The organism is Bacillus sp. JJ1521, assembly GCF_036965165.1.
In the GTDB taxonomy this organism is placed as follows: Bacteria; Bacillota; Bacilli; order Bacillales; family Bacillaceae_L; genus Ferdinandcohnia.
On sequence record NZ_JBALOX010000013.1, the window covers coordinates 58,999 to 73,110 of the forward strand.

At 39.7% G+C, this 14,112-nt stretch carries 11 protein-coding genes, 1 pseudogene and 1 riboswitch; all 12 genes and pseudogenes read right to left on the reverse strand.

What is annotated here, in order from left to right:
• Positions 1–26: 26 nt before the first annotated feature.
• A complete protein-coding gene (locus V7147_RS03140; RefSeq protein WP_335366404.1) occupies positions 27–698 on the reverse strand; it encodes a methionine ABC transporter permease in 672 nt (223 codons plus the stop codon).
• Positions 688–1,701: a methionine ABC transporter ATP-binding protein gene (locus V7147_RS03145; protein ID WP_335366405.1), complete on the reverse strand. Its 1,014-nt coding sequence runs from the start codon at positions 1,699–1,701 to the stop codon at positions 688–690. The genes V7147_RS03140 and V7147_RS03145 overlap by 11 nt, the downstream gene beginning before the upstream one ends.
• A 339-nt stretch (positions 1,702–2,040) precedes the next feature.
• Positions 2,041–2,147: riboswitch (SAM riboswitch) on the reverse strand.
• A 223-nt stretch (positions 2,148–2,370) separates the two neighbouring features.
• The gene (locus tag V7147_RS03150; protein WP_335366406.1) at positions 2,371–4,224 is read right to left on the reverse strand and encodes an ABC transporter ATP-binding protein; all 1,854 of its coding nucleotides are present in this window, start codon (positions 4,222–4,224) and stop codon (positions 2,371–2,373) included.
• Positions 4,221–5,896 (reverse strand): annotated as a pseudogene (locus V7147_RS03155) (ABC transporter ATP-binding protein). Before V7147_RS03155 ends, V7147_RS03150 begins: the two are co-directional and overlap by 4 nt.
• A 16-nt stretch (positions 5,897–5,912) precedes the next feature.
• Entirely contained in the window at positions 5,913–6,380 is a 468-nt protein-coding gene (locus tag V7147_RS03160) for a MarR family winged helix-turn-helix transcriptional regulator (protein WP_335366407.1), read from the reverse strand.
• 165 nt (positions 6,381–6,545) lie between these two features.
• Positions 6,546–7,244: an ABC transporter ATP-binding protein gene (locus V7147_RS03165; RefSeq protein WP_335366408.1), complete on the reverse strand. Its 699-nt coding sequence runs from the start codon at positions 7,242–7,244 to the stop codon at positions 6,546–6,548.
• Positions 7,237–8,001, reverse strand: coding sequence for an ABC transporter ATP-binding protein (locus V7147_RS03170; protein ID WP_335366409.1), 765 nt, complete (start codon positions 7,999–8,001; stop codon positions 7,237–7,239). The genes V7147_RS03165 and V7147_RS03170 overlap by 8 nt, the downstream gene beginning before the upstream one ends.
• An 11-nt stretch (positions 8,002–8,012) precedes the next feature.
• The gene (locus V7147_RS03175) at positions 8,013–9,026 is read right to left on the reverse strand and encodes a branched-chain amino acid ABC transporter permease (RefSeq protein ID WP_335366410.1); all 1,014 of its coding nucleotides are present in this window, start codon (positions 9,024–9,026) and stop codon (positions 8,013–8,015) included.
• Complete coding sequence (locus V7147_RS03180; protein ID WP_335366411.1) at positions 9,027–9,890, reverse strand: branched-chain amino acid ABC transporter permease; 864 nt, start codon at positions 9,888–9,890, stop codon at positions 9,027–9,029.
• Positions 9,891–10,071: 181 nt separating this feature from the next.
• Positions 10,072–11,313 (reverse strand): ABC transporter substrate-binding protein, encoded by a 1,242-nt coding sequence (locus V7147_RS03185; RefSeq protein WP_335366412.1) that lies wholly within the window; start codon positions 11,311–11,313, stop codon positions 10,072–10,074.
• A gap of 77 nt (positions 11,314–11,390) precedes the next feature.
• Positions 11,391–12,965, reverse strand: coding sequence for a benzoate-CoA ligase family protein (locus V7147_RS03190; protein ID WP_335366413.1), 1,575 nt, complete (start codon positions 12,963–12,965; stop codon positions 11,391–11,393).
• Between the two features lie 409 nt (positions 12,966–13,374).
• Positions 13,375–14,112 (reverse strand): enoyl-CoA hydratase/isomerase family protein (locus V7147_RS03195; protein ID WP_335366414.1); only part of this gene is annotated, 738 nt, incomplete at its 5' end.

The following is a 14,112-nucleotide window of genomic DNA, read 5'->3' on the forward strand; positions in this document are numbered from 1 at the left end:
TCCTTCTTTCTCTTTTTTTATAAAATTTATCTTTTATCTACAACTTTGGCGATGTAGTCGCCAAGAAGTTGGATAACTTGAACTAAAATAATTAAGATTATGACGGTTGCAAACATGATGGTGTTGTCATAGCGATAATACCCAAATCGGATTGCTAAATCCCCGATTCCACCACCACCGACAGTTCCAGCCATGGCTGAAAATCCTATTAAGCTTATCAGCGTTAAGGTTACACCAGAAATGATTCCTGACCTTGCTTCAAGAAGCAGCACATCTTTTATAATCATCCAAGGCGTTGCACCCGCCGCAATTGCAGCTTCGATTACTCCTCTGTCAATTTCTCGCAGGGCAGTTTCCACAATTCTTGCAAAAAATGGAATCGCTGCTACCGACAGTGAAACAGATGCAGCCGTCGGCCCAATTGTTGTTCCCACGATCAAATTCGTGATTGGAATTAAGGCGACGAGCAAGATAATAAATGGAATCGAACGAATTAAGTTCACGACAAAGCCTAGAATATTCTGGGCAGCCTTGTTTTCTAGAAATAATCCTTTATCTGTTACATATAGAAGAATTCCAACTGGAAGCCCAATTACCACTGCAATTAGTAATGATATGGCAATCATATAGATTGTTTGGAAAAACGCAGTATTAATATCAGGGAGAAGCTCTACAAGATGATTAAAATCAATTCCCATCACGTATCACCTCCACTTGTGCAGCACGTTCTTCAATATATTTCAGTGCCGATTTAATTTCTCCCTTATCCCCTCTTAATTCCATGATAAAAATCCCGAGCGGTGTTTCTCCAATGTATTCAATCGATCCATGCAGGAAATTGCCCTTTACTTTAAAGGTTTGAAGCATATCTGAGATAACACCTTCACCGGCAACAAACCCTTTAAAGGTAACTTTCACAATTGGTCCAACACATGCTTCAAGAATAGCTTCCGGGATATCGAATGAAACAACACTTTTAATAAATTCCTTTGTTAACTCAGCATTTGGGCTCGCAAATACGTCATATACTGAACCATCTTCAATGACTTTTCCGTCTTGCATAATCGCCATGCGGTTGCATATTTCCTTCACCACATCCATTTCATGTGTAATGAGCACGATTGTAATCCCCAGTTCTTGATTAATCTTTTTTAAGAGTTTTAAGATTGATTTTGTTGTTGTAGGGTCTAATGCTGAAGTTGCTTCATCACAAAGCAATACCTTTGGGTCATTCGCAAGTGCTCTTGCAATCCCAACCCTTTGTTTTTGACCACCACTTAGCTGGGAAGGATAGACGTCCTTTTTATCCAAAAGCCCTACCATATCAAGTAAATCTTCAACTCGTTTTTGGATTTGATTTTTTGGTAGATTAGCGGCCTTTAAGGAAAACGCAATATTTTCAAATACTGTTTTTTGACTAATTAAATAGAAGTGTTGAAAAATCATTCCGATTTTCAACCGTGCTTTACGCAGCTCACCACTTTTTAAGGAGGTTAGATCAACTCCATCAACTGTGATGCTTCCGGATGTTGGTCGTTCAAGTAGGTTGATACAGCGCAGCAGTGAGCTTTTCCCTGCACCTGAATATCCGACAATGCCAAAGATTTCTCCTGCTTCTATTTGTAGGGAGACATTGTCAACACCTGTGACAGTCCCATTTTTTGTTTTATATATCTTTGAAAGATTCCGAATCTCTATCATTTAAATACCTCATTTATTTGTCACGATTTTAATAATCAAATGCGCCTTGGCGTATTTGCGCCCAATTTTTTTCGAGCTTGTCTCGAAAAATTTCCATTTAAAAATCGTGGCATCCGCCGGAGGCTTTAGGCCAACACGATGATGGTCACTCAGACGTTGCCACAGGACGTGGCGTTCTTAGTCTGAGTTCCTTAATTTCAGTCGAGGTTTGAACCCACCACTGAATTGTATACTCTTTTTGCATTCATCCCCCACTTATTGAAGTAGGAGATGAATGCTGAATAAAGTTAAAATGCCCCTTTCATCTGAAAGAGGCATCGAAATACAAAGTTTTATCTCGACTTATCTTTCAGAATAAGAATCATTCTGCAGGATTTGGCACCTTCCCATCATTGGGGGTTGCCGGACTTCACAGGGCCTAGTCCCTCAGTCACTCTGGATAAGTTTGAATATTTTCTTTAATTAGTATAGTAAGATACTACTAGTCTACTCATCTTTTGTCAATAACACTATTAAACTATCTAGATGTTGTTAAACGTTTACATTGCAATGTTTTCAATGAATTATTTCTTTTATAAAAATTTTTGAATATAAGAAATAGACCGATTGATAGCCTCGAACTCTCCCCCTAAAAAAGACCCGCCTCCCTTTGGAAACGAGCCTTGATTTCTATCCTACAGATTTTTCTGCGAACTGACTATTGTATAGATCCGCATAAAAGCCGTTTTCCTCTAACAACTCTGCATGGGTTCCCTGTTCAATCACTTTCCCGTGGTTCATGACAAGAATTAAATCAGCATCCTTAATTGTTGATAAACGGTGGGCAATAACAAAGTTTGTCCGCCCCTCCATCAAACGATTCATTGCCTTCTGAATATAACTTTCAGTCCTTGTATCAACACTTGATGTTGCTTCATCAAGAATCATGATTGGCGGGTCAGCAAGTATTGCACGGGCAATAGTTAGAAGTTGCTTCTGTCCTTGTGAAATATTCGATGCTTCTTCATTCAAAATCGTATCATAGCCATCTGGCAAAGTACGAATAAAGTGATCGGCATGTGCGGTATAAGCTGCCTTCACAACTTCTTCCTCTGTTGCCCCATCTTTACCATAGGCGATATTATCTCTAATTGTCCCATTAAAAAGCCAGGTATCTTGAAGCACCATACCGAACGTTTTTCGTAATTCATTCCGTGGCATTTCCCGAGTATCAAGTCCGTCAATCGTAATTTTTCCGCTATTTAATTCATAGAACCGCATTAATAAATTGATTAATGTTGTCTTCCCTGCACCGGTTGGCCCTACAATTGCAACTGTTTGACCAGGCTGCACATTTATATTCATATTTTCAATTAACAATTCATTCGTATAACCAAAATCAACATTTTCGAATGTTACCGCACCTTTTGCCCGTGTTAATTTCACCAACGTTTTTTCCTTCTCTTCTTCCTCCTCATCTAGAAGTTCAAAGACACGCTCTGCAGCTGCAATGGTTGACTGAATGATATTGGCGATGTTAGCTGTTTGAGTTATTGGCTGAGTAAATTGTTTTGAATAGGTAATAAAAGCTTGAATATCACCAATCGAGATTGAGCGATTAATCACCAGAATCCCACCAACAACACTAATCAACACATAGGTCAAGTTACCGATAAAAAACATCATTGGCATAATAATCCCCGAAATGAACTGCGCTTTTTGCCCTGCATCATACAGTTCTTCATTAACGGAATCAAACTTATCCATTGCCTTTTTCTCATGGCCAAAAGCCTTCACCACTTGATGTCCAGTATACATCTCCTCAATATGTCCATTTAACTCGCCAAGTGTGCGCTGTTGTTTTGCAAAATAACGCTGCGATCGTTTTAAGATTGGTTGAATGACGAAAATAGACAATGGTAGGCTAATAATGGTAATGACCGTCAAGAGGGGACTAATATAAAGCATCATAATAATAATCCCGATAATCATCACAACAGATGTTATAAACTGGGTCAAGCTTTGCTGCAATGTACTGCCAATTGTATCAATATCATTTGTTACTCGACTCAGGGTTTCACCATTTGGCCTGCCATCGAAATATTTTAGTGGAAGCTTCTCAAGCTTCTGATTAACATCCTCTCTAAGATCGTATACCGTTTTTTGAGCAACACCAGACATCATGTATTGTTGGATAAAGGTAAACAGACTACTAAAGATATATAATCCACCCAGTATAAGGAGCATATATCCGATTTTACCAAAGTCAATTGCAGCACCTGGTATCCCCTGAACCTTACCATAAGCACCTTCAAACAGTTCAGTCACTGTGTCCCCCATAATTTTGGGTCCGATAATTGAAAAGACTGTACTCATTATGGCAGCTAGGAAAACTGCAATAAGCTGCTTGCGGCGCGGTTTTAAATAGGTTAGTAGGCGTTTAAATGTGCCTTTAAAATTTTTTGGTTTCTGACCCATCATCATCATATTCCCCGGCCCCATACCTACTTGCTGATTTTGGCGAGGCTTCTTATCATTACTCATGCCGATTCCTCCTCACCAAGCTGTGACTCTACAATTTCCCGATACACAGCATTTGACCCGAGCAGTTCCTCATGTGTCCCTATCCCGGCAATATTTCCATTATTGAGGACAATAATTCGATCAGCATCAACTACTGTACTGACTCGTTGAGCAACAATTAATACGGTTGCTTCCCTTGTTTCATCCTTCAGGGCTTTCCGTAATAATGCATCTGTTCGATAATCAAGAGCGGAAAAGCTATCATCGAAAAGATAAATATCTGCTTTCCTTACAAGTGCACGCGCGATTGAAAGTCGCTGTTTTTGTCCGCCAGACAAATTTGAGCCCCCTTGTTCAATCAGAGAATCATATCCATCTGTCATTTCAGAAATGAACTCATCCGCTTGAGCAATTCGTGCCGCATGCTTAATTTCGTCAAGGCTTGCATCTTCTTTCCCGAAACGAATATTCTCGGCCACTGTACCCGTAAAAAGCAAAGCCTTTTGTGGGACAAAACCCATCTTGGAGCGAATTTCGGCTTGTTTTACGTCTCGAATGTCAACACCATTGACACGAATTGTCCCGCTTGAAACCTCATAAAATCGAGGGATCAAATGAATAAGGGTTGACTTACCTGATCCAGTTCCGCCAATGATTGCTGTTACTTCCCCTGGTTTTGTGGAAAAACTGATATTTGTTAATGCTGGTTCTTCCGCTCCTGGATAACTAAACGTTACATGATCAAATTCAAGCGTACCTCGTTCTTGGTTTGCCATTTTAGTCCCACTATCCTGGAAAGTTGGTTTCATATCAAGCACTTCATTAATCCGTTTTGCTGATACCGCCGCCCTTGGAACCATAATAAACATCATGGATGCCATAACAAGAGCAAACATAATTTGCATCACATATTGGATAAATGCCATTAAATCCCCAATTTGCATACCACCATTGTCTATGCGCACACCGCCAAACCAAATAACAGCTACAATGGTTAAGTTCATGATTAGCATCATCACCGGCATCATAAATGCCATAACCTTGTTAACCTTTATCGAAACATCCGTTAATTCACGATTTGCCTGTTCCAATCTTTTCTTCTCTGGAACTTCGCGATTAAACGCACGAATAACCCGAATTCCAGTTAAGTTCTCCCGTAAAACAAGGTTTAATTTATCCAATCTTTTTTGAACCAATTTAAATAATGGTACGCCTTTATAAAGAATGAGTAAGATTGAACCAACTAAAAATGGTGTTGCACCAACAATGACAAGGGATAATTTAGCATCTTTGGACACCGCCATAATAACCCCGCCAATCAACATAATGGGTGCGCTAACAACCATCCTAAGCATCATAATCACAACCTGCTGGACCTGTGTGATATCATTGGTTGTTCTTGTAATCAAGGATGCAGTTCCTAATTCATCAAATTCCTGCAGGGAAAACTTTTCAACATGATTAAATACCTTTCTTCGGACATCACGACCAAGCCCCATCGCTGCCTTCGAAGAATAATAACTGGCAAGGACAGAGGCGCAAGCACCAAAGGCNNAACGATAACTCCCTCATCAATTATGTCTGACATTAATGTAGGAAGGTAAAGGTCTGACATCGATTGCAGAAACACAAAGCCTAGCACTGCAACGACTAGCCATTTATAAACCGATAAGTTTTTTAATATCCTTAGCACTTTTAATCGCCTCCTTCTATTTTTGCTCCTTAATATGGTTTACAATTTGCTGATGTGTTTCCAAAAGGTTTTCATATTGTTTGTCTGTCAAGGCATCAACTACCTCCCGAAAAACCTGATGAACGCTTCCTTCTTGAAAATGTATCTTTTTGATAAATGATTCCCCTTTTTCCGTTAATGATAATAGCATTTCCCGGCGATTGTTTTCTAACTGCTTACGATCAAGTAAACCCACTTGCACTAAACCATCAACCCCTTGGCTAAGCGTACTCTTAGGCAAGAATGTTTTGTCCCCTACACTTTTTTGAGTCATTTCCTTCTTTGGGTAGATCGTTAAAAGGATTGTATATTGCGGGATAGAAATTCCATTTTCAACTGCAGTTCTTTGAAAAATGTGCATCATATTTTTTTGTACTTCATAAAATGATCGCATTAACATGACCGAACGATTGAACTCCTGACTTTTCTCATCTATTTCAATCACCTTCTTTCATTTCTGAACAGTTCCATTATGAACAATTGTGGTAGGTTTGATTTTACTCCTGCATACATTCATAGTCAAGATTTTTTAAATGACAAAAAAATAGCGAGAGAAAAACATTAAGTTTTCCACCCGCTACTTTACTATTTTTTTAGAAAGCCCCCATTATTAGCTGCTTAAGGCTAAATGATGATAAGCGATATCCATATTGTTCTTTAGTTCTTCTGGATTATCGTGGTAGACGACCTTCCCCTTACTTAAAATATACACATCATCTGCAATTCGTAATGCCGTTGAGATATTTTGCTCAACTAAAAGCATCGACATTCCAGATTCTTTTAATTTTAATAGAACATCCATTACTTCACCAACCATTAATGGTGACAGTCCCTCTGTCGGTTCATCAAGCAGAAGGATTTTCGGATTTCTCATCAATGCTCTGCCAATGGATAGCATCGACTGTTCCCCACCACTAAGAGTTCCCGCATGTGATTTTTCACGTTCCTTTAAACGAGGAAAATAATGAAAAATCCTCTCTAGATTCCAATCGCCTTTTTTCGAATCCGAGAAAACGGATAGATTTTCTGTCACAGTTAGGTTCGGAAAAATTCTTCTGCCCTGTGGGACAATTCCAATTCCCTTCTTGGCAATTTGGTGACTTTGGAGGGAGGCAATATTTTGATCTTCCAATAGGATTTCTCCCTGAACCTTTTTTACAAAGCCAATAATGGAATGCATCGTTGTTGTTTTCCCCATCCCATTTCTTCCAAGTAGGGTAACAACCTCCCCTTCCTTCACCTCGAGATTTACACCGTGAAGGATATGACTGGAACCGTAGAAACTATTAACCTCTTTTAGTTTAAGCATGTGCAGCCTCCTCCCGACCCAAGTAAATTTCCTTAACCTCTTCATTTTCACGAACGGCTTCAGGTGTGCCATCCGCAATTAGTTTTCCAGTATGAAGGACAATCACTCGGTCCATGTTTCCGAACAGCACATCAATATCATGTTCAATCATACAAATGGTTACTTCTTTTGGAAGCTTATTAATCAGTGCAATAATTTGGTCGGTTTCAACCTGTGACATGCCTGCAGTCGGCTCATCTAAAAGAAGAAGTTTTGGCTTTCCGGCAATCGCCATGACAATTTCGATTTGTCTTTGAACCCCATAAGAGAGTTCTTGTACCTTCGCATCACTGTATTGTTCAAGATTCCATTCATGTAAAAGCGCATCCGTTTCCTCATGTAGTGCACGGTAGTTTTTGATACTAACGCTTTTCCACCATTGAGAATGTTCTTTTCGCATTTTCTGTAAGACGAGAAGGATATTCTCCTTAACCGTTAATCCAAACATCAGGTTGTTTTTCTGAAAGGTACGAACGATTCCATTTTGAGTTCGTTTATAATTAGGAACCTTCGTAATATCCTTTTCAAAATAAGTAATTGTCCCTCCGCTGGGGTTCAAGTCTCCTGCAATCATATTAAAAAAAGTTGTCTTTCCGGCACCATTGGGTCCGATTAATCCAACACGTTCACCAACAGAAACATCTAATGTAATATCTTCAATTACCTTTAACCCACCAAAATGCTTTGATAGATGTTGAATTGAAAGAATTGTTGTCATCACCATCCCCCCTAACCATTTATTTTTGATTGCTGTTTTATTGGTTTTATCGATTTTTCGATATATTCTTCCTTCACAGGTTGAGGCTTTGCTTTAAATAAGCCTTGCGATAGTTTCCCGAACAACCCGGCAATTCCAGCAGGAGCAAAGATCGTAAATAGAATGAATGCAGTACCAATGATCATCATCCAGCTTTCCGTGTAAGAGCTAATGATTGTCTCTAACACGACAATAAATGCCGCTCCAATTACAGGACCCCAAAGCGTACCAGCACCTCCGACTAATACCATGATTAATACAGATCCGGATACTGTCCAGTACACATCTGTCGGAGCAACGAAGCCATTGAAAAATACATAGAGTCCGCCAGCTAATCCACCTAAAGTACCAGCAATCAAAAAGCTGATATTTTTATAGAAGGTTGTGTTATACCCAATCGACTTCATTCGATCTTCATTTTCTTTAATCCCAATGAAGACATACCCTAAAGGGGAATGAAGAAGTCTGTGAATGACGATAACGACTATAGCAAATACAACTAAAGTGAAGTAATAGATAAACACCTGATTGGAAAGGATAAAATCCCCAAATAAACTTGGAGATGGAATTCCTGATAAACCATTTGATCCACCCGTAACATCCGTCCATTGGTAGATAATCGAATAGACCATTTGCGAACATGCAAGTGTTAACATCAGAAAGTAAAATCCATGTGCTTTCGTTGATACAAATCCAATCAAAATGGCTAAAAGAAATGCGATTACCATTCCGATTACAAGGGCTAAAAACACATTCGTAGATAGATGACTAGCGGTGAGACCTGTTGCATAGGCACCAGCACCGAAAAACGCGGCATGCCCTAGTGAAACCAACCCAGTCTGCCCAACTAGGATATTTAAGCTAATCGCGAAAATCCCAAAGATTAAAATTTCCGTAATAATGTTGACGTAATAGAGAGAGACGAAAAATGGAGCTGCGACCATCAATATAAAAAGTAAACTACCCTTAATCCCTTGTTTGCCCATTTACGCCCTCCTTCCTATCAATCCTTGCGGACGGATAATTAATACTGCAGCCATTAATGCAAATGTAATGATTAAACTTAGTTCAGGAACATAGAAACGACTAAATGTTTCAACCATTCCCACTAAAAGGCTCGCAACAATCGTCCCTGTTACAGATCCGAGACCTCCTACAACTAGGACAACTAATGATAGAATCAGAATGTTAAACTCCATTCCTGGAGCGACCCCTAGAATTGGTGAACCAAGCACTCCTCCTATCCCAGCTAAGAAGCTTCCAAAGAAAAATACAAGTGTAAAGACAAGGTGGATGTTAACGCCTAGTCCACCAACCATCTCCTTATCTGATAATCCTGCACGAATGACGGCACCCCATTTTGTTTTTTCCTGTGTATACCAAAGAGCTAACGCAATGATGATTCCAACTACAATTAAAGCAAGTCGATAAGAAGGAATCATATTTCCCATAACTTCAACAGATTGGCTTAGGAAAGTTGGGGGTGTTACGGTCATAATGTTTTTACCCCAAATAATAGAAAAGAGATCATGGAAAATGTAAGCAAGACCAAAGGTTAACAATACCTGTGAGAGATGGCCGAGCTTGTATGTAGGTCGTAGCAGGATCACTTCTAAAATCAACCCAATGATGGCAATAATAAAAGGCACAACTAAGAGAGCAACCCAAAATGGCAGCCCTGATTTTACGACGATTGAATAGCCAACATACGACCCTAATAAATAGAGGGAACCATGTGCTAAATTTAATACTCCTAAAATACCGAAAACGAGACTTATCCCACACGTAATAATGAAAAGGAGAAACCCGTAGCTAAAAGCATTCATCAATTGCAAAACTAAAGTATCCATTACTACCCTCCTATTGGAAAAGCACAAGGCGCCCGATTATCGGCGACAATCACAAGACAAGCGCTGACAGAAGGCGCTTTTTGCCTTCAGAAGCGATTGGCTTGTGACCTCGAGCCGATGGCGCATGGAGCTAGACATTGAAAACTAGGTGCAAATTTTTACTCTTTCTTCATTCTAATTTTTATTTTCCTGGGTCTACAACTTCTGGTACTGTGTCGATTACTTTGTTTTCCGTTTTGTCACCATCGAGATACGTTTCAACGATATAAAGGTTTTGAATGATTTGATGTGTCTCCTGGTCAAACTTGATTGGACCTCTTGGGCTATTAAGCTCAACCTTTGAGATTTCCTCTACTAGTTTATCAGGGTCTGAAACATCACCCTTTAACGCTTCAATTGCTTTTGCCATAATTGCTGCTGCATCATAACCTTCTGCAGATTCGATACTTGGTCTAGCATTGAACTTCGCTTCATACGCTTCAACGAACTTTTTATTTTCAGGAGTGTCTAAGCTGTAATCCCAGAAGATTGAAGCAATGATTCCTTCAGGAGCTTTTCCTTGCTGTGGTCGAGTGTCTTCAGCTGTAAGCCAGCCGGAACCAATTAAAGGAATCTTTCCTTTTAATCCGTATTGCTCGTATTGTTGAACAAAGCGGATTGCATCTGTACCAGCAAAGAATGCATAGATACCATCAATGTCATCGCGATTCATTTTTGCTAGGTAAGAAGAGTAATCATTATTTCCAAGTGGGGCAAATACTTCTTCCACAATTTCTCCGCCTGCTGCCGTATAAGCATCTTTAAATGCTGCCGTAGCCTCGTGTCCAAAGGCATAGTCAGCGGCAGTTAAATAGATTTTTGCTCCAATATTGTCATATGCCCATTGGCCCATTGAGTGCCCAATTTGGTAGGATGAGAAGGACGAACGCCAGATATAATCACTGCGCTTTGATCTTGTTAAATCATTTCCACCAGCATGTGATACAAGGAATGGTAACTTATTCTTATCAACCTCGTCACGAATTGCATATGCTACCGCAGTACTGATCGGCCCCGTTAAAATATCAACTTTATCCTGCTCCATTAATTTACGAAGCTTACGTAATGATACTTGAGGGTCTGCCTCTGTATCTTCATGCACAATTTCAATCTTCTTTCCCGCAACTTCCCAACCTATTTCTTCAAAATAGAGTTCCATTCCATTCTTAACATTTTGACCAAGTGATGCGTATACACCTGTTGCTGGTAATAGAGCCCCAATTTTAATTGGTTCGTCACTTACAGTATCGGTAGTAGCCGGTTCTTCAGTTTCTTCCTTTTTATTATTGTCTTTAGTAGTTGTACTGATTGCTCCTGAGCTACATGCCGAAAGTAATAGAACAAATGCCAACATGATCAACCAATTTTTCTTTACTAGTTTCATGGTAAACCTCCCCTATTTTATAAACATGCTCAAAATATATTGCATTAATTAATCTTCCTCGTATTCTAAACATTTCTTTACTGCCTTAATTTAAAACGTTGCATCTTACCTGAAGCCGTTTTTGGGATTTCATCCATAAACTCTATGATTCTCGGATACTTATAAGGTGCTAGGTTTGCTTTTACATAGGCTTTTAATTCCGCCTTCAATTCTTCTGAGGGGGAAACCTCTTCTTTTAGAACAACGCAAGCCTTTGGAAGATCTAGACTATCCTCTGTCTTCACTCCGATTACCGCTACTTCTAGTACGGAATCGTGCTTGAGTAATGTTGCTTCTACTTCAACTGGAGATACCCAGATTCCGCCCACCTTCAGCATGTCATCAGAGCGACCTGAATACCAAAAATAGCCTTGTTCATCCTTATAATATTTATCACCTGTGTACATCCACTCACCATGGAACTTCTTCTGATTTTCTGCAATATTCGCCCAATATCCACCTGTTAGACTTTCACCTTTGATAACTAGATCTCCAACTTCATTTGGTCCAACTTCCCCGCCCTCGTCATTTACAATTTTCGCTCCATAACCAGGTACAGGCTTACCAGTACTACCGGGGCGAATGTCGCCAACTCGATTTGAAATAAAAATATGTAGGGCCTCTGTTAACCCAATTCCATCTAAAATATCAAGATTAAAGAGTTGCTTCCATTTATTCACAAATGTATCAGGGAGTGCTTCACCGGCAGATACGCAAACTCTTACTGAAGATAGGTCGGGAATTTTCCCTGTTCGCTCAACATAGTTAATCAAACTACCATAAAGCGTTGGAACCCCAAAAAAGATCGTTGGTTTTGTTGCTTCAAGTGTTTCAAACACTTTATCAGGTGTAGGACGATCCTTTAAAAGAACGGTTGTACCTCCAGCTCCCAATGGGAAATACATCCCATTTCCAAGTCCATACGCAAAGAAAAGCTTAGAAGCGGAAAAGGTAATATCATTTTCATTCATCCCTAAAACTTGCTTAGCATATGTGTTCAGCGCTGCTTCCATGCTTCGTTGGTGGTGAATAACACCTTTTGGATTTCCGGTACTACCCGAACTATATAACCAAAATGCCGGGTCATCCTTCACTGTTAAAAATGAATTAAGCTCTGTTGACTCATGATTAATAAGCTCATGGAAATCAATTTCGTTTGTATCTACGGATGTGTTTTCTGTTATGACGATAACATGTTGAAGAAAGACAAATCGGTCTCTATTTGCCTTTAAATTGCTCCAAAGATCCTCGTGAATAACAAGCACCTTTGAACGACTGTGGTTTAATAGATATTCATAATCCTGAGGCTGTAACATCGTGTTAGTTGGAATTGGAAGTGCTCCAATTTTTACCGCACCGAAAAAGGCTACGATATTCTCTGCAGTATCATGCATAACCATTAGCATGCGGTTTTCATTTTCAACACCCAATCCCTTGAGAGCGTTTCCAAATTGATTGACACGATTAAGAAGCTCTTGGTAGGTGACCTGCTCGTCCCCACTTACAATCGCTACCTTTTCTCCTCGTCCGTTTCGTACATTTTCTTCTATAAATCTATCGGCTGCATTGTACTTCGTTGCGATTCCATTTAAATCCGAAGCTATTTTTATCACATTCTTCCTCCTTGCCTATCTTATGGATAGATAAAATGCGCCTTAGCGTATTTGCGCCCAGATTTTTTAGGCCCACACGATGTGGGTCACAAAGACGTTGCCACAGGATGTGGCGTTCTTAGTCTTTGATCTTAAGCTCGAAAAATTTCCTTTGAAAATCTGTGGCATCCGCCGGAGGCTAAACTTTATTCAGCCGGAGTATACATCGCTACCATGTTGTAGACCGATAAAGATTCGCAACCCACAAATAAAGATAATGAACTCTGCTGAATAAAGTAAAAAATTTGGATAGTGGAGGTAGATGTATGTTTACCTCCACTATTTTCGGAGTCATTCGTAGATAGTATTTGATATTAGCACTGTATTAATAGTGTTAATTAGCCGTAAAAAATGTATGAAAATGATTGGTTTACTTACCTGACCAGTTTGCTTCACGCTTTTCAATGAATGCGCTTAAGCCTTCCTGAGCATCCTGTGAACGGAATAAGAGATTTTGAAGCTCACCTTCGTAACGGATTGCTGCATTAAGTGGCATTTCTTTACCGTTCATGATTGAAAGCTTAATGTTAGAAGTAGCATAAGATGCACTGTTCGCGATCTTCTGTGCATATTCTAAAGTCTTTGCTCTTGTTTCCTCTTGAGGGTAGACACGGTCTACTAGTTTAATAGCTAATGCTTCTTGTGGTGATAATGTTTCACCAGTGATATTTAGATCAAGTGCTTTAGAATGTCCAACTTGGCGAGCTAGGCGTTGAGTTCCACCTGTTCCCGCTAAAACACCTAAAGAAACCTCTGGAAGTCCGATTTTTCCTGCTTGATCTCCCATGAAACGAAGGTCACAAGCTAGAGCCATTTCTAAACCACCACCAACAGTGTGCCCCTCTAGGCAAGCGATCCAGATTTGTGGAGAGCGCGCAATTTTATCCAAAGTTTCGTTACAGAATAAGCAAAATTGTGTTTTAAAGCGTGGCTCTGCTGATTTTAGGAAATTGATATTTGCACCCGCTGAGAAGAACTTCGGCATATCACTCATCAATACAGCCACTTTAATGTCATTATCAAAGCGAATATCGTCAATTGCGGCATTTAATTCTTTGTAATAATCAAGGTCATATGAATTCGTTTTGTTTACATGGATGTGAACTTC

Bases quoted from the DNA above. Each gene is read 5' to 3' on its own strand.
- V7147_RS03145 (WP_335366405.1), bottom strand. From the start codon at position 1,701: ATGATAGAGATTCGGAATCTTTCAAAGATATATAAAACAAAAAATGGG.
- V7147_RS03165 (WP_335366408.1), bottom strand. From the start codon at position 7,244: ATGCTTAAACTAAAAGAGGTTAATAGTTTCTACGGTTCCAGTCATATC.
- V7147_RS03170 (WP_335366409.1), bottom strand. From the start codon at position 8,001: ATGACAACAATTCTTTCAATTCAACATCTATCAAAGCATTTTGGTGGG.
- V7147_RS03185 (WP_335366412.1), bottom strand. From the start codon at position 11,313: ATGAAACTAGTAAAGAAAAATTGGTTGATCATGTTGGCATTTGTTCTA.
- V7147_RS03175 (WP_335366410.1), bottom strand. From the start codon at position 9,026: ATGGGCAAACAAGGGATTAAGGGTAGTTTACTTTTTATATTGATGGTC.
- V7147_RS03180 (WP_335366411.1), bottom strand. From the start codon at position 9,890: ATGGATACTTTAGTTTTGCAATTGATGAATGCTTTTAGCTACGGGTTT.
- V7147_RS03140 (WP_335366404.1), bottom strand. From the start codon at position 698: ATGGGAATTGATTTTAATCATCTTGTAGAGCTTCTCCCTGATATTAAT.
- V7147_RS03150 (WP_335366406.1), bottom strand. From the start codon at position 4,224: ATGAGTAATGATAAGAAGCCTCGCCAAAATCAGCAAGTAGGTATGGGG.